This window comes from Giesbergeria sinuosa (assembly GCF_042652905.1).
In the GTDB taxonomy this organism is placed as follows: Bacteria; Pseudomonadota; Gammaproteobacteria; order Burkholderiales; family Burkholderiaceae_C; genus Simplicispira; species Simplicispira sinuosa.
Genome location: NZ_JBHSHJ010000001.1, coordinates 336,332 through 355,259, shown reverse-complemented (window position 1 = coordinate 355,259; position 18,928 = coordinate 336,332). Strand labels below are relative to the sequence as shown.

The 18,928-nt window shown below is 61.1% G+C and carries 20 protein-coding genes, 1 pseudogene and 1 riboswitch; of the genes and pseudogenes, 18 read left to right on the top strand and 3 right to left on the bottom strand.

What is annotated here, in order from left to right:
- Positions 1-3 precede the first annotated feature (3 nt).
- Positions 4-855: an ABC transporter permease gene (locus ACFO6X_RS01600; protein ID WP_382429783.1), complete on the bottom strand. Its 852-nt coding sequence runs from the start codon at positions 853-855 to the stop codon at positions 4-6.
- Between the two features lie 42 nt (positions 856-897).
- Positions 898-1,860, bottom strand: coding sequence for an ABC transporter permease (locus tag ACFO6X_RS01595; protein WP_382429367.1), 963 nt, complete (start codon positions 1,858-1,860; stop codon positions 898-900).
- A 144-nt stretch (positions 1,861-2,004) separates the two neighbouring features.
- Here ACFO6X_RS01595 and ACFO6X_RS01590 point away from each other — a divergent pair, with 144 nt between their 5' ends.
- The 4 genes from ACFO6X_RS01590 to ACFO6X_RS01575 all read left to right on the top strand — a co-directional run bounded on the left by ACFO6X_RS01590 (position 2,005) and on the right by ACFO6X_RS01575 (position 5,478).
- Positions 2,005-2,256: a YfhL family 4Fe-4S dicluster ferredoxin gene (locus ACFO6X_RS01590; protein WP_382429365.1), complete on the top strand. Its 252-nt coding sequence runs from the start codon at positions 2,005-2,007 to the stop codon at positions 2,254-2,256.
- A 77-nt stretch (positions 2,257-2,333) separates the two neighbouring features.
- Entirely contained in the window at positions 2,334-2,786 is a 453-nt protein-coding gene (locus ACFO6X_RS01585) for a FecR family protein (protein WP_382429363.1), read from the top strand.
- Positions 2,783-3,430 carry an OmpA family protein gene (locus ACFO6X_RS01580; RefSeq protein WP_382429361.1) on the top strand — a complete coding sequence of 216 codons (648 nt, stop codon included), beginning with the start codon at positions 2,783-2,785 and terminating at the stop codon, positions 3,428-3,430. The genes ACFO6X_RS01585 and ACFO6X_RS01580 overlap by 4 nt, the downstream gene beginning before the upstream one ends.
- Positions 3,431-3,444: 14 nt before the next feature.
- Complete coding sequence (locus tag ACFO6X_RS01575) at positions 3,445-5,478, top strand: CHASE2 domain-containing protein (RefSeq protein ID WP_382429359.1); 2,034 nt, start codon at positions 3,445-3,447, stop codon at positions 5,476-5,478.
- A gap of 8 nt (positions 5,479-5,486) precedes the next feature.
- Here the strand turns inward: ACFO6X_RS01575 and ACFO6X_RS01570 are convergent, their stop codons facing one another.
- Positions 5,487-6,446 carry a LysR family transcriptional regulator gene (locus tag ACFO6X_RS01570; RefSeq protein WP_382429357.1) on the bottom strand — a complete coding sequence of 320 codons (960 nt, stop codon included), beginning with the start codon at positions 6,444-6,446 and terminating at the stop codon, positions 5,487-5,489.
- Positions 6,447-6,577: 131 nt separating this feature from the next.
- Between ACFO6X_RS01570 and ACFO6X_RS01565 the strand changes: the two genes are divergently transcribed.
- The 14 genes and pseudogenes from ACFO6X_RS01565 to ACFO6X_RS01500 all read left to right on the top strand — a co-directional run.
- Entirely contained in the window at positions 6,578-7,771 is a 1,194-nt protein-coding gene (locus ACFO6X_RS01565; protein ID WP_382429355.1) for an acyl-CoA dehydrogenase, read from the top strand.
- A gap of 85 nt (positions 7,772-7,856) precedes the next feature.
- On the top strand, positions 7,857-9,128 hold the full coding sequence (locus ACFO6X_RS01560; RefSeq protein ID WP_382429353.1) for a CaiB/BaiF CoA transferase family protein: 1,272 nt from the start codon (positions 7,857-7,859) through the stop codon (positions 9,126-9,128).
- A 5-nt stretch (positions 9,129-9,133) separates the two neighbouring features.
- Positions 9,134-9,347: riboswitch (cobalamin riboswitch) on the top strand.
- A 126-nt stretch (positions 9,348-9,473) separates the two neighbouring features.
- On the top strand, positions 9,474-10,142 hold the full coding sequence (locus tag ACFO6X_RS01555; RefSeq protein WP_382429351.1) for an energy-coupling factor ABC transporter permease: 669 nt from the start codon (positions 9,474-9,476) through the stop codon (positions 10,140-10,142).
- Positions 10,139-10,477: an energy-coupling factor ABC transporter substrate-binding protein gene (locus ACFO6X_RS01550; protein WP_382429349.1), complete on the top strand. Its 339-nt coding sequence runs from the start codon at positions 10,139-10,141 to the stop codon at positions 10,475-10,477. Before ACFO6X_RS01555 ends, ACFO6X_RS01550 begins: the two co-directional genes overlap by 4 nt.
- Positions 10,467-11,210: a cobalt ECF transporter T component CbiQ gene (cbiQ, locus tag ACFO6X_RS01545; RefSeq protein ID WP_382429347.1), complete on the top strand. Its 744-nt coding sequence runs from the start codon at positions 10,467-10,469 to the stop codon at positions 11,208-11,210. Before ACFO6X_RS01550 ends, cbiQ begins: the two co-directional genes overlap by 11 nt.
- Positions 11,207-12,067, top strand: a complete 861-nt coding sequence (locus ACFO6X_RS01540) for an energy-coupling factor ABC transporter ATP-binding protein (RefSeq protein ID WP_382429345.1) — start codon at positions 11,207-11,209, stop codon at positions 12,065-12,067. The genes cbiQ and ACFO6X_RS01540 overlap by 4 nt, the downstream gene beginning before the upstream one ends.
- Positions 12,064-12,858: a precorrin-4 C(11)-methyltransferase gene (gene cobM, locus ACFO6X_RS01535; RefSeq protein ID WP_382429343.1), complete on the top strand. Its 795-nt coding sequence runs from the start codon at positions 12,064-12,066 to the stop codon at positions 12,856-12,858. Before ACFO6X_RS01540 ends, cobM begins: the two co-directional genes overlap by 4 nt.
- Entirely contained in the window at positions 12,855-13,757 is a 903-nt protein-coding gene (locus ACFO6X_RS01530) for a sirohydrochlorin chelatase (protein ID WP_382429341.1), read from the top strand. The genes cobM and ACFO6X_RS01530 overlap by 4 nt, the downstream gene beginning before the upstream one ends.
- Positions 13,754-14,443, top strand: a complete 690-nt coding sequence (locus ACFO6X_RS01525; protein WP_382429339.1) for a precorrin-8X methylmutase — start codon at positions 13,754-13,756, stop codon at positions 14,441-14,443. Before ACFO6X_RS01530 ends, ACFO6X_RS01525 begins: the two co-directional genes overlap by 4 nt.
- A 10-nt stretch (positions 14,444-14,453) precedes the next feature.
- A complete protein-coding gene (locus ACFO6X_RS01520) occupies positions 14,454-15,596 on the top strand; it encodes a cobalt-precorrin-5B (C(1))-methyltransferase (protein ID WP_382429337.1) in 1,143 nt (380 codons plus the stop codon).
- The gene (cbiE, locus tag ACFO6X_RS01515; RefSeq protein ID WP_382429335.1) at positions 15,596-16,915 is read left to right on the top strand and encodes a precorrin-6y C5,15-methyltransferase (decarboxylating) subunit CbiE; all 1,320 of its coding nucleotides are present in this window, start codon (positions 15,596-15,598) and stop codon (positions 16,913-16,915) included. The genes ACFO6X_RS01520 and cbiE overlap by 1 nt, the downstream gene beginning before the upstream one ends.
- Positions 16,908-17,708 (top strand): precorrin-2 C(20)-methyltransferase, encoded by an 801-nt coding sequence (cobI, locus tag ACFO6X_RS01510; protein ID WP_382429333.1) that lies wholly within the window; start codon positions 16,908-16,910, stop codon positions 17,706-17,708. Before cbiE ends, cobI begins: the two co-directional genes overlap by 8 nt.
- Positions 17,705-18,508 carry a cobalamin biosynthesis central domain-containing protein gene (locus ACFO6X_RS01505; protein WP_382429331.1) on the top strand — a complete coding sequence of 268 codons (804 nt, stop codon included), beginning with the start codon at positions 17,705-17,707 and terminating at the stop codon, positions 18,506-18,508. The genes cobI and ACFO6X_RS01505 overlap by 4 nt, the downstream gene beginning before the upstream one ends.
- Positions 18,430-18,909, top strand: a pseudogene (locus ACFO6X_RS01500) (cobalamin biosynthesis protein); the annotation flags it as partial. The gene ACFO6X_RS01505 and the pseudogene ACFO6X_RS01500, both read left to right, overlap by 79 nt.
- Positions 18,910-18,928: the final 19 nt, after the last annotated feature.

Below are 18,928 nucleotides of genomic sequence, written 5' to 3'. Positions count from 1 at the left end.
AGATTAGCGCAGGTGCGACAAGCGCGGGTCTAGGGCATCGCGCAGGCCATCGCCCAAGAGGTTTAGACCCAGCACCGTCAACACCATGGCCAAGCCGGGCCACAAGGCCAGCAGGGGAGCCTGCCAAAGCAGGGTTTGGGCCTCGCTGAGCATTCGGCCCCACGAAGGCTCGGGAGGTTGGGTGCCCAGGCCTAGGTAAGACAATGCCGCCTCAGCCAAGATAGCCACGGCAAACTGCACCGTAGCCTGCACCAACAGCACCGGGGCAATGTTGGGCAAAATGTGTTCAAAGGTGATGCGCCAACCCCCTTTGCCACACACCCGTGCGGCCAAGATGAAGTCACGCGCCCAGACCACGCGGGCCGAGGCCCGCGCCACCCGTACAAATATGGGAATATTAAAAAGGCCAATCGCCACCATCGCATTGACCATGCTGGGGCCATAGAGGGCCGTGAACATAATGGCAAGCAACACGGCCGGAAAAGCAAAGGCCAGATCGGCTATGCGCAACACCAGCTGCTCCACCCAGCCACGCTGTGCTGCCGCCACCAAGCCCAACGCGGTGCCCAACACCAGCCCCATGCCCACCGCCACCACCCCCACAATCAAAGACTGCCCTGCGCCCAACAGCAACATCGAGGCCACATCGCGGCCCAAAGCATCGGTGCCGAGCCAGTGCAACCCGCTGGGTGGCAGCAACTTGAGCGACAAATTGACCTCGTAGGCCGAGCCGGGCGTCCAGAGCTGCCCGAGTGCAGCGGCCAGCAACCACAGCAGCACCAGCGGTGCACCCAAGGCCAAACTGGGGTGCTGCCTCCAGTGGCCCCACCCAGAGGATGGCGGGTATGGTGCCACAGGGGCAGAAACGGGATCGGGGGATGGGTTCACGGCAGGACGTTAGCGCGGGTGCCCTTGCAGGCGCGGATCAATAAGGGCGTAAAGGATATCGACCACAAAATTCACCAAGATGACCAAGGCTGCCAACAACAACACGCCGTTGCGCACAACTATTAAATCCCGATTGGCAATGGCCTGAAACAGCAGCCGCCCCAAGCCCGGCAACTGAAACACATTTTCAATGACAATGGCCCCCGCCAGCAGGTTGGCAAATTGCAACCCCATCACCGTGAGCACCGGAATCATGGCGTTGCGCAACGCATGGCGCCACAGCACCTGCCGATAGGACAGCCCCTTGGCCCGTGCCGTACGCACAAAGTCTTCGTGCAGCACTTCAAGCAATGCCGAACGCAGCGTACGCGCCAAAATCGCCCCTTGTACCACCGCCAGGGCCAGAGCAGGCAGCAGCAGTGCCTGCAAGGCAGGCCACAGCCCACCGCCTTCAGCAACCGTCCACCCCGGAAAGCCTCCCGCTGCCAACCAAGGCAGTTGGATGGAGAACAGCCAAATCAAGCCTATAGCCAGCCAAAAGCTGGGGACTGCCATGCCCAATTGCACCAGCCCCATCACCACCAGCGCATCCCAGCGGCGATGGCGGGCTGCGGCATACAGGCCCGCGGCAAATGCCCATGCCGTACACAGCGCCATTGCCAGCACCGCCAAGGGCACAGTGACGGCCAGCCGCTCTAGCAGTAACTCGGCCACCGGGGTGCTATAGGCATAGCTCAGGCCCAAATCGCCGGTCAACACCCCCCCCAGCCATTGGCCGTAGCGTTGCAGTATGGGCTGGTCTAGCCCTAATTCAGCGGCCAAGGCCGCGACGGCCTGCGGATCAGCATCTGGCCCCATCAGCACTTGGGCCGCATTGCCCGGCAGCACATCCAGCACACCAAAGATGGCCGCAGAAGCAGCCAGTAGTGCAACCAGCAGCAGGCTTAGGCGTTGGAGGAGGAAATGTCCCATAGGCATTGGCACTCAAATCAGGGCTGGCAGCATAGCGGCAAAACAGCCTTATGCGTTGTGGCAGCTTGCGGGTGGCGCGATAGGAGCGGACACAGGCCACAGGATAATCGCGCTCATGAAATCCGTTCTTGCTAGGAGTGCCCGATGGCGTTGATGATTACCGATGAGTGCATCAACTGCGATGTGTGTGAGCCTGAATGCCCCAATGATGCCATCTTTATGGGGCCAGAGATCTACCAAATTGAGCCCAACCGCTGCACCGAATGTGTGGGCCACTTTGACGAGCCGCAGTGTGTGCAGATCTGCCCTGTGTCGTGTATTCCGGTCAACCCAGAGCATGTAGAAAGCCACGAAACCCTCTGGCAGAAGTTTCAGCGTTTACAAAGCGCCGCCTGAGTGTGGCGCCCTGCGCTTGCCCATGTGGCAATATGCGCCACAATGTCCCATCGTCTGATGTTTTGGGGGGCTTTTTCATGAAGAAACACCTGTGTACGTGGGTGCTGGCATTGGCTGCTGTAACCCCTGCTGCCATGGCGCAACAGCCAGCCACCAACACCATCGGCCATCTGCAAAATCTCTCGGGCAGTGCTACGGTCGATCGTGCAGGCACGCCCTTACCCGCTGCCGCAGGCATGGTGCTGTTGCAAGGAGACCGGATACGCACCGGACGTCCGGGAGCTGCTGGCATCGTTTTGACCGATGACACCTCGATTTCTCTGGGTTCTGGCAGCGAGCTGCTGCTCAATGACTATGCCTTTGCACCACAAGAAGGCAAATTTGCACTGGCACTCAAACTGCTCAAGGGCACTTTTTCCTATGTGACAGGACAGATCGTCAAGTTGGCCCCCGAGGCAGCGCATGTGCAGACCCCCACGGCCACCATTGCGGTGCGCGGTACCAAATTGCTGATTGAGGTGCAAGAATGACCACCATCCGCTTCTCTTCTGCCCGCGCCCCAGTGGTTATGGTTCGCCCCCGTTGGGCATGGCTGGGGCTAGGCGCCTTGCTCCTGGCCTTGGGTGGTTGCGCCTCCCGCCAATCGGTGGTGTTGGTGCCCGACCCGGCCGGTCATGTAGGCACCGCCGAGGTGAGCACTGCTGCAGGCCGGCAGGTGCTGCAAAAAGCGGGGGATATGACACAAATCAGCCGCCCTGAAGCGGCGCCTTCGGCGATTACCACAGCCCAAGCCGACTTTATTACCGCCACTTTTGGCGAGGTGCTGGCCATTGAGCCTGCGCCAGCACGGGTGTTTACCTTGTTGTTTGAGAGTGGTGCCGCCCAATTGCGGCCCGATGCCTTGGCACAGCTCGATGAGATTGCCAACGCAGCCAAGCGCCAAGGTACGGTGCGTGTGAGCATCAGCGGCCACAGCGATGCCACGGGCTCGGTGCAACTCAATGATGCGCTCTCGCGCCAGCGGGCCGAGCAAGTTCGGGGGCTGCTGCTAGAGCGCGGCGTTGCCGCACGTTTGGTGGATGTCAGCTCCCACGGCAAGGGCAACCCACTGGTGCCCACCCCTGACGGAGTGCCCGAGCCACGCAACCGCCGCGTGATGGTCATTGTGCGCTAAGAGCCACAGGCCGCATGCGCCAGCCGCTTGTCTCCCGTTTGCTGCGCCAGTTGCGTGCCGTCTGGACAGATGAAAAAACGGGCCCCTACGCCATTGGTTTGCTACTGACCTTGGTGCTTGGTGCGCTCTCGGTATGGCAGCCATTGGCACTGCGCAAAGCCGACCTAGCGGTATATGACCTGATGCTGGCCGCGCGCGCCCAGCCCCCCCAATCCAACGCCGTCGTGTTGGTGGGTGTGGATGAGGACAGCTTGGCCGCTTTTGGTCAATGGCCTTGGCCGCGTTATCGGTTGGCCTTGTTGGTAGAGCAATTGCAGCGATTGGGGGCCACCGTGGTGGCCTTGGATGTGTTGATGCCCGAGCCAGATCGCAGCTCGCCCGATGTGATTGCCCACGAACGCCGGCGCGATCTGCAAGGACAAGCCTTACCCACAGGCCCCAGCACCGATAGCAACTCGCAACGCTTGGCACAGGCCATGCAGAGCATGCCTATAGTGATCGGCTCCTATCTACAGTTTGGGCCGTCTCAGTCCATCCCCAACACACCAGCACCAGTGCCGGCCGGGATGGTGCTGTCGCGCAATATCCAAGCGCCTCTGTCTTGGCCCCAGCCACAGGGGCACATTCGCAGCGTAGCGGCCCTGACCCAAGCGGCGGCTGCCGAGGGGTTTACCAATGCCCTACAGGATGTGGATGGCAAATTGCGCCGGGTGCCCCTGTTGTTGCCCTGGCCCCATAGTGGCGACTATCAACCCTCCTTGGCCTTATCGGCGTTGTTGCTGTCCTCTCCAGGACGCCAGTTGCATCTGGAGGCCAGCCCTGCCGAAGCCCGATTGGATTGGAACGGGCGGCAAATTCCACTAGACCGTAGCGGCAATCTGATGCTGGACTGGCGCAGCCAGCCCCCCACCTATGTATCGGCACGGGCCGTATTGCAGGGCACCGTGCCACCCGAAAGCCTGAAAAACAAAATCGTGCTGGTAGGCACTTGGGCTCTGGGGTTGGGGGATTTACACCTATCGCCCTCGGGCGCGGCCGTGCATGGCTTGGTGTTTCACGCCACCGTGATCGACAACCTATTGGCGGGCCACTTTATCGCTCGGCCCGCTTGGGCTTCAGGGGCTGAATTGCTGGCGGTATTGTTGGCGGGGGCATTGTCTACTTGGTGGCTGGCCCGTGCGGGCGTACGAGGCTCCGTGGTGTTGGTCTTGCTGGGTACTGCGGGGGTGTATGCCGGTGCTCAAGCACTGCTGGTGCAACAAGGGCTACACCTGTCCCCATTGCTGCCCATGCTGACATTGGTGCTAACCAGTTTGTTTCTGAACCTGCTCAAATATGGCGTAGCCGCGCACAAGCTGCGCTTGCGCACCCGTGACCTGATGGAGGCGCAAGACGAGATCATCATCAGCCTATCGGTGCTGGCAGAGGCACGCGACAAAGAAACTGGGCGACACATTTTGCGCACCCAATGCTATGTGAAGGTATTGGCCCGCCAATTGGCCACCATGCCAGGCTACCGCCACCTCACGGTGTCTGACATTGAACTGCTGGCCAAGTCGGCACCACTACACGATATTGGCAAAGTCGGTATTCCCGACAGCATTCTGAAAAAACCGGGCAAGTTGACCCCAGAGGAGTTTGCCGTCATGCAAACGCACCCCTTGATTGGTGCGCAAGCCCTAGAGCGCATCATGGCAGGCAGTGCCCGCCCAGAAAAGCAAAACTTCTTGGACTATGCCCGCCAGATGATTGAAGCCCACCATGAACGTTGGGACGGCACTGGCTACCCCCACGGCCTGCAAGGGCGGGCCATCCCTCTGGCGGGCCGCCTGATGGCGTTGGCCGATGTGTACGACGCATTAGTCAGCCGCCGGGTTTACAAAGAGGGGTTTGCCCATGAGCAGGTGCGCCAAATGCTGATCGAACAATCGGGGCGTCAATTTGATCCCGATATAGTGGCCGCTTTTGTGGCCCAAGAGGATGTGTTTGTCCGCATTGCCCACGAGCTGGCCGACCCCCCCGAAGAAGCTGCCGCCTTGGCGGCCTAAGCGCCTCTTTACCCCGGTCTGGTGGTGCTGGCCATTGCAGCCTGTGCAGCCACGGCCCCCAGCCAAGCACTGAACGCCACCAACACCGGCGAGGGGGCTGGTGTGGGTGCCGGGTAGACCAAATAATAGGCCCGCTCACCACGCAGCGGTTGGGCGCAGGCCACCACCAGTTCGCCACAGGCCAGTTCCGCCTCAATCAGCAGCGGGGGTATCAATGCCACCCCCAAGCCGTGGGTAGCAGCCATTGCCAGCATCGAGAACAACTCATAGCGGGGGCCATCCAGTGCATGGGGGGCCTCAATTCCCATCGCCTCAAACCACTGCCGCCAGCCATAAGGGCGGGTGCTCTGCTGCAACAGTGGCAGTTGTGTCAGGGCTTGCGGCGCTACTGGCTGGTAGGCCCGCCCCAGCCCCCGCTGGGCAGCGACTTCTAACAGGCGTGGGCTGCATACTGGCAGCACATCTTCGTGCAACAGCAATTGCGCTTGGATGCCCGGCCACTGCGCCACCTGCTCGGGGGTGCCCGCGTAGAGGGCAGCGTCCAAGCCCGTGTCGGCAAACAAAAAAGGGCGCGTGCGCGTATCGATATGCACCACGATGTCGGGGTGCAGGGCGGCCAATTGGGGCAACCGCGGAATGAGCCAACGTGTGGCAAAGGTGGGCACGGCAGCCAGAGACAAAGCACCGCCGTGGCCTTGGTGCGCCATGATGTCCAAGGTGTCGCGCTCCAACGCCTGCAACCGTTGGGCAACTTGGCGGGCGTAATGGTTGCCTGCGGGGGTCAAAGCGACACCGTGGCGCGTGCGCCGAAACAGCGCCACACCCAAAAAATCCTCCAAAGCCAAAATTTGCCGCGACACCGCGCTTTGCGTCAGGGCCAGCTCTTGGGCAGCACGGGTGTAACTTTCGTGGCGGGCAGCGGCTTCAAAGCAGGCCAAGGCTTGGGTGGATGGCAAGGTACGGCGCATAAAAAATATGATCAATACTCATAACTGGATGCCACATTCTCGTTTGCTTGTTGGTTATCTCCAAAGCTACTATCTGGTGCCTGCCAGTTATTCATGCAAAACCGGCACATTCTATTTTTCAGGAGACACCCATGGCCAGCAACTTTCAATGGAACGACCCTTTTTTGCTCGACCAGCAATTGACCGATGATGAGCGCATGGTGCGCGATGCCGCTGCCGCCTATTGCCAAGACAAGCTGGCCCCGCGTGTGCTTGAATCCTTCCGCCACGAAAAGATGGACAGCAGCATCTTCCGTGAGATGGGCGAGTTGGGTCTGCTGGGCCCTACCATCCCCGAGCAATACGGCGGCCCCGGCCTCAATTACGTCAGCTATGGCCTGATTGCCCGCGAAATTGAACGCGTTGATTCGGGCTACCGCTCTATGGCAAGCGTGCAAAGCTCGCTGGTGATGGTGCCCATCTATGAGTTTGGCACCGAAGCGCAAAAGCAAAAATACCTGCCCAAACTGGCCAGCGGTGAATACATCGGCTGCTTTGGCCTGACCGAACCCGACCACGGCTCCGACCCCAACAGCATGGTGACCCGTGCGCAAAAGGTGCCGGGTGGCTATCAGCTCACTGGCGCCAAAATGTGGATCACCAACAGCCCGGTGGCCGATGTATTTGTGGTCTGGGCCAAAGAGGTCTCCGAAGGCGGCGCTGTCGGCCCCATTCGCGGCTTTATCCTCGAAAAGGGCTGGAAGGGTCTATCGGCTCCAGCCATCCACGGCAAGGTGGGCTTGCGCACCTCTATCACCGGCGAAATCGTCATGGACAGCGTGTTTGTGCCCGAAGAAAACGCCTTTCCTGAAGTGCGCGGCCTCAAAGGCCCGTTCACCTGCCTCAATAGCGCCCGCTTTGGCATTGCTTGGGGGGCGCTGGGGGCCGCAGAGTTTTGCTGGCAGATGGCCCGCCAATACACCCTGGATCGCAAACAATTTGGCCGCCCCTTGGCCGCCAACCAGCTCATCCAGAAAAAACTGGCCGACATGCAAACCGAAATCACCCTCGGCCTGCAAGCCTGTCTGCGCGTGGGCCGCATGAAAGATGAACACCAAAACGTGGTGGAAGTCACCTCACTCATCAAGCGCAACAGTTGCGGCAAGGCATTGGACATTGCCCGCTTGGCCCGCGACATGATGGGCGGCAATGGCATCAGCGACGAATTTGGTGTGGCCCGCCACTTGGTCAATTTGGAAGTGGTCAACACTTACGAAGGCACCCACGACATCCACGCCCTGATTTTGGGCCGTGCCCAAACCGGCATTGCCGCCTTTGCTAATTAACCCACACTTGCCACGGTGACTCCTGCCCCGCAGTGCCGTGCGCTCTGCGGGGCTTTTCCCTTGTTTTTTGAGGCTGGATAGTCTGATGAATACTGCCGATTTCCCCTGCGCCGCCACCACTCCAGCGGGTGCTTTGGCCGGTATCAAAGTGCTAGATCTATCGCGGGTGCTGGCCGGGCCTTGGTGTACACAGATGCTGGCCGATCTGGGCGCCGACGTGGTCAAGGTGGAGCGCCCCGGCGTGGGTGATGACACCCGCCACTGGGGGCCGCCTTTCTTGCAGGATGTGGATGGCAACGACACCGATCAAGCAAGCTACTTTACCGCCTGCAACCGCAATAAGCGTTCTATCACCATCGATATGGCCCACCCAGAGGGGCAAGCCTTGCTGCGCCGCATGGCCCAACAGGCCGATGTATTGGTAGAAAACTTCAAGGTGGGCGGCTTGCAGCAGTATGGCCTCGATGTCGACAGCCTCCAAGCCCTGAACCCCCGCCTGATTTATTGCTCCATCACGGGTTTTGGGCAGGATGGCCCCTATGCCGAACGCGCCGGTTACGACTTGATGGTGCAGGCTCTGTGCGGCCTGATGAGCATCACCGGCCACGCAGACGCCCAGCCCGGTGGTGGCCCGCTGCGTGTAGGGGTGGCCGTGATCGATATTTTCACCGGCCTGTATGCCAGCAACGCCATCTTGGCCGCACTACAGGCCCGCCACACCACCGGGCTAGGGCAGCACATCGACATGGCCTTGCTCGATGTGGGCATGGCAACGTTAGCCAACCAAGCAGCAGGTTTTTTGGCAACCGGCCAAGCACCTGGCCGGGGAGGCAATATCCATCCGAGCCTGGCCCCTTACCAAGACTTTCGCAGCAGCGATGGCAACGTGCTGCTGGCCATTGGCAACGATGGCCAGTTTGCCCGCTTTTGTGCTGCCATTGGCCAACCACAATGGGCACAGGATGCACGTTTTGCCAGCAACACAGCACGGGTACGCCACCGGGCGGCACTGCTGGAGTTGTTGGTGCCAGTGATGCAAACCCGCACCACCGCGGAATGGGTCGCTTTGCTCGAAGACAAGGCGGTGCCTTGTGGCCCCATCAACACCATTGCCCAAGCCTTTGACGATCCACAGGTGCAGGCCCGTGGCTTGCGTATCAACCTGCCGCGCTATGCAGGCGATGGCATTGCACAGGTGGCGGGGGTAGCCAACCCCATGCGCCTGAGCGCCACTCCGGTGCGCTACCGCAGTGCCCCTCCGGCCTTGGGCCAACATACCGACGAGGTATTGCAGGAGTGGGGGCTGGATGCAGCACAACGTGCGCAGTTGCGCGCTACAGGAGCCATTGGCGCTTGAGCCTGTAGAATGCCCGACTTTCGGGTGCGCAAACTCCTTCTGAGGGTGTTTGCGTTAAACGGGAAGCCGGTGACGTTGCACAGCAGTGCAGCCATTCCGGCGCAGCCCCCGCTGCTGTAAGCCAGACGACCCCGCACATGCCACTGTGTTACCAAACATGGGAAGGCGCGGACAAGGATGATGGCGAGCCAGAAGACCGGCCCGAAAAATGTCAGCACCATTCCCCGGGGTGACGGGAAAACTGCCTGCAATCGCACTCCGGCCCTACTGGAGTGCTTGTGTGCTTTGATCGCCCCCGCATGGTGTTTTTATGAACCATTCGACGGGAGGATTCGAATGCACATCATGGAAGGCTTTCTTCCACTGGAGCACGCGCTGGGCTGGTCTATCGCCTCTGCGCCTTTCTTGGCCTATGGCTTGCACGCCATGCGCCGCGATATTCGCCAGCACCCAGAACAACGGATGTTGTTAGGCGTGGCGGCGGCTTTCAGTTTTTTGCTCTCGGCACTCAAGTTGCCCTCGGTCACGGGCAGTTGCTCGCATCCAACCGGCGTTGGCTTGGGGGCGTTGCTGTTTGGCCCTGGGGCTATGGTGCCCATCGCTTTGGTGGTGTTGTTGTTTCAAGCCCTGCTGCTGGCGCACGGCGGCCTGACCACACTAGGAGCCAACTTATTTGCTATGGGCATCGTCGGGCCGTTTTGCGCCTATGCGGTGTTTCGGCTAGCCAAGGCACTGGGCTGTTCTTTGGCGTTGGGGGTGTTTCTGGCTGCATGCCTGGGTGATTTGTCCACCTACCTGACCACTTCGGTGCAATTGGCGTGGGCCTTTCCTGATCCGGTGGGTGGTTTTGCAGGCTCTCTGACCAAGTTTGGCGGCATTTTTGCCCTGACCCAAATTCCTTTAGCCATCAGTGAAGGCTTGCTCACCGTGCTGGTGATGAACGCCTTGCAGCGTTTTAACCAAGATGAGATGCGTGGTATGCACCTGCTGCAACCCACCAAGGGGCAGGCATGAAAAAGTCAAACTGGTTGATTTGGGCTGCGGTGCTGCTGCTGTCGGTTTTTCCTTTGTGGTGGGTGCCTGCTCCAGCCCCCGGCACTGAAGCCTTTGGCGGTGCCGATGCCGAGGCACAAAACCTGATTCAGACCATCGCACCAGACTACCAAGCATGGTTTGCGCCACTGATCGAGCCTGCCAGTGGCGAGATCGCCTCCCTGTTGTTTGCGTTGCAAGCCGCATTGGGGGCTGGGGTGATTGGTTATTGGCTGGGCGCTTCTGTCACCCGGGAAAAACTACGCCAAGCCCCAGCGGATACCACGCCCCCACAGGCAGCAGGCCGTGTGGATTGAACGAGCCGCCCACCACAACCACTGGAGCCACGTTACCCCCCGCGCCAAGGCTATTTTTACCTTGGCTGCGCTGTTGGCCGCCTATGTAGCGCGCACCCCCAGTGCCGCTTTGGGGGTGGCCTTGGTTTGTGTGCTGCTAGTGTGGCGTGGGGCCGGGGTGCCTTGGCGTTGCTACATCCGGGTGGCAGCAGGGCCGTTGGGTTTTTTGCTGTTGTCGGGTGCTTCCTTGCTGGTCTCGGTGGTGTGGGAGCCACCAGGGGCACTGGCTTGGCATATTGCGCCCCATGCGTTATCGGATGTGGCGATGGTGACCGCGCGCTCGGTGGCGGCGCTAGCGGCACTGTTGACGCTGGTGCTCACCACACCATTGGCGCACCTGATTGCACTGCTACGCCAGCTGCGGCTGCCCGACATTCTGCTCGACCTGATGGTGCTGTGCTATCGGCTGATTTTTGTCTTCTCTGAGGCCTGCCACGACACCGTGGCTGCCCAAACAGCCAGGTTAGGCTTTAGCAACCGAGGCCGTGCTTTGCGCTCACTGGGGCTGCTAGTGGCTAATTTAGCGGCACAGGTGGCGCTGCGGGCGCGGGGTTTGCAGTGGGCCGCCGATGCCCGCTGTAGCGATGGCCGCTTGCATTTTGTGATGCCGGTGTTTGCCCATGCCCGCCGCGACACCGCCATTGGCGTGGTGGCCGGGCTGGGGCTGTTGCTGCTCGTGAGGTATTTGCCATGAGTGCCCTGTTTGAACTGCGGCAGGTGGACTACCACTACCCCGATGGCCGCCCCGGCCTGCAAGCGTGCTCGATGAGCCTGCGCCGTGCTGGTCGCCATGCCATTTTGGGGCCGAACGGCTCCGGCAAGACCACGCTGCTGCAACACCTCAACGGTTTGCTGCGCCCAGTAACGGGGGCGGTTTATATGGATGGTGCCCGTATCGACTACGGACGGCGTGGCTTGTTGGCGGTGCGCCAACAGGTAGGCATGGTGTTTCAGAACCCCGACCGGCAGTTGTTCTCGGCCCATGTCTATGAAGATGTGTCTTTTGGGCCGCTCAATCTGGGGCTGGATGAGGCCACAGTGCGCCAGCGCGTAGCGCAGGCACTGGAGGCCGTGGGCATGGCCACCCATGCAAACCGACCAGTGCATGAACTCAGCTTTGGTCAGAAAAAACGGGTGTGTATTGCCGGAGTGCTGGCAATGCAGCCCCGCGCCTTGCTGCTCGATGAGCCGATGGCTGGGCTGGATATGCCCATGCAGACCGAACTGGCCGCGCTACTCGATCGCCTACACGCCCAAGGTGTGACGGTGGTGCTGACATCGCACGATATGGATTTTGCCTACCACTGGGCCGATGACATCCACCTAATGGCCGCAGGCCGTTGCGTAGGCTCGTTTGCCGCCACGGCGCTGGCACAGCACAGCGAGGCACTGTCTGCCGCTGCCCAACCGCTACCCACTGCCATGCGTTTGCACACCGCTTTGGCCAAACGAGGGCTGGTGCCAGAACACCCGATTGCGCGCAGTGTGGACGCGGTGTTGGCGGCCCTGCACTGCGGCCACCCCATTATGTCAACAGAGTCAATCCCATGAATCCTTGTTCGTCTTCAGGAAAAATCTGGTTTGTTGGGGCTGGCCCCGGCGACCCAGAACTCATCACCATCAAGGGGCGCAACCTATTGGCCCAAGCGGGGGCTGTGCTGTTTGCTGGTTCTTTGGTAGACCAAGCCGCCACCCAATATACGCCCCCCAACTGCCTGATTCGTGATTCCAAGGACATGACCTTAGAAGAGATGACGGCATGGCTGATAGCCCAAGCACAACAACATGCCACCGTAGTGCGGCTGCAAACTGGCGATCCGGGCCTGTACGGCGCATTGATCGAAATGACCCGCCCCTTGAATGCGGCGGGCATTGCCTGGGCGGTGGTGCCGGGCGTTTCTTCGGCGATGGCCGCGATGGCAGCGGCGGGCGAATCCATGACCCTGCCCGAAGTCACGCAAAGCGTGATCCTGACCCGCGTAGAGGGCCGCACGCCCATGCCACCCGGAGAAGATTTGGCCTCACTGGCGGCCCACCGCACCACCTTGTGCATTTTCTTGTCCATCACGCTGCTGCACAAGGTGCAAGCGGGACTGCGTGCTGCGGGCTGGCCCGAAGATGCGCCGATGCTGGTGGTACACAAAGCCAGTTGGCCGCACGAGGAAAAGATAGTGCGTGGCACCTTGGCCGACATCCGCCAACGCTGCCGCGAGGCGGGCATCGTCAGCCAAGCCATGATCGTGGCCAGCCCCACCTTGGGCGCGCGTGATTGGGAAACACTGGCCCGCTCCAAGCTCTACGACCCTGCATTTACCCACCGTTTTCGAAAGGCTACGCTGTGAGCGCCCCATCTGACACCATTTTGCTCGTGGGCCACGGCTCGCGCGAAGCCTCAGGCAACCAAGAGATTTTGGCCTTTGCCGCGCAATGGCGTGCGCGTTGCCCTCAGTGGCGCATCGAAGTTTGCTTTATTGAGTTTGCACCGCCCTCTTTGCACGATGGCCTGTTGGCGGCCACCCAAGGGGCCAAGCGCGTGCTGGTGCTGCCATTGATTCTGAATGCGGCTGGGCATGTGAAGATGGAAATACCCGAAGCCATTGAACACGCCCGTGCCCATGCGCCGCAAGTGGAGTTCTTGTACGCACCCCACCTGAGTGCCTGTGACCCCATTCTGGCAATTTTGAAGCGACGCTTGCGCCAAGCGATGAGCGCCCTCGATATGCCCGACCCCACCACCACGGGCGTGGTGCTGCTGGGGCGCGGCTCGTCCGACCGGGCCGCCAATGGCGATATGGCCAAAATGGCCCGCTGGTTGCAAGAGGCGGGCGACCATGAAATGGTCGATCTGGCCTTTACCGGCATCACCTTTCCGCGCTTGGAGCGCGTAGTGCAGCGCCAAGCACTGATTGGCATCAAGCAGGTGGTGGTGTTGCCCTATTACCTGTATACCGGCACGCTGATGCAACGCATCCACCGCCAAGTAGAACACCTGCGCGCGCAGTACCCGCAACTGCGTTTTGTCTGTGGCACGCATTTTGGCTTTGAGCCAGAAATTTTTGCCTTGCTGGAGCAACGGGTGACCGACCTGCAAGCAGGCACCCCAGAGAGCAAGATGGCCTGCGATGGTTGCAGCTTCCGTGACATTGCCCACGACATGGGCCACGGCCATTCCCATGAACACACCCACGCTGCCCCCGCGGTGGTGCATCTGCATGGCGCACTGGAAGGAGCCTTGGCATGAGCACCATCAACACCGTGACCGAACAGCTCACCCGCGCCGGGCAAGTGATTGAGCACGACAGCTTTGCCATCATTGATGCCGAAGTCGGCCCCCACGCCTACACCGATGCGCAGTGGCCGATTGTGCGGCGCATGATCCATGCCAATGCCGATTTTGACTTTAATGGCCTGACCGATTTCCACCCACAGGCAGTGGCCGCAGGGGTGGCAGCCATATTGCGCGGTGGCACGCCCGTGGTGGCCGATGTCGAGATGATCTGCTCCGGGCTGTCAGCACCGCGTTTGGCCCACTTTGGCATAAAAACCCACCAATTCATCAGCGATGCGGATGTGATTGCCCAAGCCCAAGCCCAAGACACCACCCGTGCCGTACAGGCCATGCGCAAAGCCCATCGCCAAGGCTTGCTGCAAGGGGCCATCGTCGGCATTGGCAATGCACCCACGGCCTTGATCGAATTGGCCCGCTTGATTCAAGAAGAAGGCGTGCGGCCTGCGTTGGTGGTCGGGATGCCGGTTGGGTTTGTGGCAGCGGCGGAGTCGAAAGACCTGATTGCGCTGCAAAACGAGGTGCCGTGGATGGTGATTCGCGGCCGCAAGGGTGGCTCTACCTTGGTGGTGGCCGCCTTGCACGCCCTGCTGGCGCTGGCCGAAGCGCAGCAAAAGGCACAACTCGCTGCCAACGCATAAGGGTGGGGTGATGGAAAAAAGTACCCCGCGCGGTACGCGCACCGGCTTTACCACCGGAGCCTGCTCGGCAGCAGCAGCACGGGCCGCCGTGGTGGGGCTGGTCAGTGGCGCGGTGCCCACGGAGATAGAAAGCCTCTTGCCCAATGGCAACCGTGTTCGGTTTGCCGTGCAAGAGGGCCACTGTGACGCCCACAGCGCCCATGCCGTGGTGGTCAAGTTTGCGGGCGATGACCCCGACTGCACCGATGGTGCCCACCTGACAGTGGATGTGCGCCTGCTGCCCAACCAGCCCGGCAGCGTGGTGTATTGCGCTGGTGAAGGTGTGGGCACCGTGACCATGCCGGGCTTGGGGCTGGAAGTAGGCGGCCCAGCCATCAACCCAGTGCCCCGACAAAACATTCTGGACAATCTGCGCGAAGCCGCCCCCCATTTGCTGGCCACACATGGGCTCCAAGTGACGATCAGCGTGCCCGGTGGCGAACAAATGGCCAAAAAAACCACCAATGCGCGCCTCGGCATTTTGGGCGGCATCAGCATTTTGGGCACCACCGGCATCGTCAAACCCTACTCCACCGCCGCATGGCGGGCCAGTGTGGTGCAGGGCGTTCGGGTAGCGGCCACGCTGGGGCATGGCATGGTGGCCCTGACCACTGGCGGGCGCACCGAGAGCTTTGCCATGACCGAACTGCGCCGCGAACAGCCCGGATTGCCTGCGGCCTGTTTTGTCCAGATGGGCGACTTTTTGCGCTACGCCTTGGACGAGGTGGTGGCGCAAGGCATACCGCTGGTGGTGTTGGGCGTGATGGTGGGCAAACTGACCAAAATGGCCCAAGGTGAGACCATCACCCACGCCAATCGCGCCGAGGTCGATACCGATTTGGTGGCCCGTATTGCCCGCCAAGTGGGGGCCAGCGAGGCCGACTGCCAAGCCATTGCCCAAGCCGAAACCGCCCGTTTTGGCGCTGAACTGATGGTCGAGCGGGGCTTGGGCGAGCCATTCCACCGCGCATTGGCGCAAAGCGCCATCCACACCCTGACGGCCTCTGGGCGCTACGGCAACGCTTTTCAGTTGCGGGTGCTGGTGTGTGATTTTTCTGGCAACAAGGTAGCCGATGTGCTGTGCGCCGCTACCCCTTTGACTTTGGACACCTGATGCAACCCCGCGACAAAGACCCCAACCCCTGCCGCGTGATTGGCGTGCTCGACGACGGTATCGCCAGTCTAAACACCACCGCTTTGGCCCATGTGCGCAGCGCCGATGTGGTGATTGGTGGCACCCGCACCTTGGCCCTGTTGGCGCAAGAATTGAAGCCCGGTGCTGTGCTGCACGACCTGACCGGCCAACTCCGCACCGTGCCGGACTGGGTGCGCAATGCCCGCCAAGCCCACCAGAGCTGTGTGGTGCTGGCTACGGGCGACCCTCTGTGCCACGGCATTGCACCATTTTTGGCGCAGCATTTGTGTATACAAGCGTTGGAGATCCTGCCCAACTTGTCCACCCTGCAATGGGCTTGTGCCCGCATCGGGCTGGCATGGCAGGATGCACGGATTGTTTCGGTGCATAGCCAAGATGCCGGGGAATGGGTGCGCGGTAGCACTCCCACGCATGGCCTGTATGCACTGGCGCAAGCGGTGCGCGCGCACCAGCGTTTGTTGGTGCTCACCAGCCCGGCTAACAGCCCAGACCGTATCGCCCGCTTGCTGCTGGCCGAAGGCTTGGGTGACGACTTTCAGATGGCCGTGGCCGAGAACCTGCTGCAACCCACCGAGCGGGTATTGGCCGAGCTCTCGCCAGAGGAGGCGGCCCAGATGCCATTTGCCCCGCTCAATGTGGTGCTGCTGTGGCGCACGCGGCTGCCACCCGAACCAGTGCTTTTAGGGCTGGAAGATACCGCCTACCAGCAGCGCCAGCCCGACAAGGGCTTGATTACCAAGCAGGAAGTGCGCGCCGTCAGTTTGGCGCGGCTGCAATTGCGCGCCAACAGCGTGGTGTGGGATATTGGTGCCGGATCAGGTTCGGTCGGGTTAGAGGCAGCACGGCTGTGCCCACGCGGCCATGTCTATGCCATCGAGAAAAACGAGGCCGACCACGCTATTGCCGGGCGCAACCATGCTGCCTTTGCCGTAAGCAACTACAGCCTGCACTGGGGCAAAGCCCCGCAAGGCTTAGAGCACTGGCCCGACCCTGATGCGGTGTTTATCGGCGGCTCTGGCGGTGAGCTGGCCGAACTCATCGCCTTGGTGCTGCGCCGCCTGCGCCCCGGCGGGCGCTTGGTGATGAATTTTGTCACGCTGGAAAACCTGAGCACCGCCATCCAAACGCTGGAATCTGCGGCCAACGTGGCGTGGGATGTTCTGCAATTGCAGGCCGCCCGTAGCAAGCCTATTTTGCAGATGCACCGCATGGCGGCAGAAAACCCGGTCTGGCTGGTTTGCGCACAAGTTACATCTGAGGAAGCCAAACATGACTGAAATCTCTGCAATGGGCCGAGGCACCTTGTGGGGCATCTCGCTCGGCCCTGGCGATCCGGGCCTCATCACCCGTGCGGCTTGGGCCGCCTTGCAACGCCGCGACACCATCTGGGTCTATCCAGCACGCAGTGGCAAAACCCCCAGTTATGCGCTCGATATTGCACAGCGGGCAGAACTGGCCCCACCGGCTGAGCACGCGCAACTGCTGTTCCCCATGACCCACGATGCCGAAAAGCTAGGCCGCGCTTGGGTCAAGGCGGCGCAGACGGTGCTGCCTTGGTTGCAAGCGGGGCGGGATGTGTTGTTTTTGGTCGAGGGCGACGCCAGCACCTACGCCACCTTTGGCCATTTGGCGCGCACGGTGTGTGGCTTGGATGCGCAGGTGCCCGTGCAAGTGATTGCGGGCGTCAACTCCTTTACCGCGGCCTGTGCCAAGGTGGGCAAGCCTTTTGCTGAACAAGACGACACCGTGGCTATTGTGCCCGCGGCCTATGGTGTCAGTGCAGTAGATCGGCTGCTGCCCGACTTTGACACGCTGGTGCTGATGAAAATCAAACCCCTGCTCGATGAACTGTTGGACTGGCTGGAGCGCCAAGAACTATTGGCCGGTGCCCACTTTATTGAACGTGTAGGTGCGCTCGATGAGCGCCATTTATCCGGTACCGAGTTGCTGGCCTTGCGTGGCAGCAAAGTGAGCTATTTGTCACTGCTGATCGTGAAAAACCCACACCGGGTGCGTGGCGAGCGCATCAAAGGTTGCCTGAAGAAAACCTCCCCGGAGTTGCCCGCATGAGCCATAAAACTTCTACACAGGTGGTACTGTCTGCGCCTGCCAAAGACCAACCCCGTATTGGCATAGTAGCCATTACCAAACATGGGGCCGCACTGGCAGCCCGGCTGGCGCAAGACTTGCCCGAAGCCCATATTTGCACCGCCAGCAAGTTTGCCGCCGCCTTTGCCCACCTGCCCCAGCCGGTGTATCCCTACGAAGGCGCTTTGCGCGATGAAATAGCGCGGCTGTTTGCCGAGTACGACCAGATCGTGTTTTTTGTCTCGCTGGGGGCGGTGGTGCGCTTGATTGCGCCACACCTGAAAAGCAAGGACGAAGACCCCGGCATCACCGTGGTGGACGATGCGGGGCAGTTTGTCATTCCGCTGCTGTCGGGCCATGTGGGCGGGGCCAATGCCATGAGCGAGCGCGTTGCTGACCTGATGGGGGCAACAGCGGTACTAACCACGGCGTCGGATGTGGGCAAAACCATTCCGGTGGATATTCTGGGCCGCCATTTGGGTTGGCGCGTTGAAGCGCCCAAAATCAACATCACCCGTGTTTCGGCCCATGTGGTCAATGGCGAACCGATTGCCGTGGTGCAAGAAGCCGGTAGCCGCGATTGGTGGACACGCCCCACGCCACTGCCCGCCCATATTGAACTGCTGGAGCGTTTTGACCAAGTGCGACCCGAACATCACCGGGCCGTGCTGTGGATTACCCATGCCAATATTACCCCCGCGCAATGGCAGCAATGGGCCGAGCGGCTGGTGGTGTACCGCCCTCCACTGTACGAAGCATGCGCCACCGGGGCCACACCATGATGCCCCCCAATTCTGCTGCGGCACTGGTGCTAGGCTTAGGCTGTGACCGGGGCACTTCTTTTGCCACCCTGCAAGAAGCGGTGGCCCAAGCACTGCACCGGGTGGGGGCTCAAGCGGGCCATGTGGTGGCCTTAGCCAGTGTTGATCTGAAGGCCGACGAGCCTTGTCTGCACGCTTTGGCGCAGCAATGGGGCTGCACTATCCATTTCTACCCCGCCGCTGTATTGGCCCCCGTGCCGGTGCCCAACCCGAGTGCCACGGTGTTGCGTTACACCGGCACGCCCTCGGTCAGTGAGGCGGCAGCCTTGCTGGCCGCAGGTACGGCAGGTCAGCCCGCCCCCATCCATGCCTTGTGTCTCGAAAAACACAAATGGCGCGGTGCCGATGGCAAAAATGCCACGGTGTCTATCGCCCGCCTGC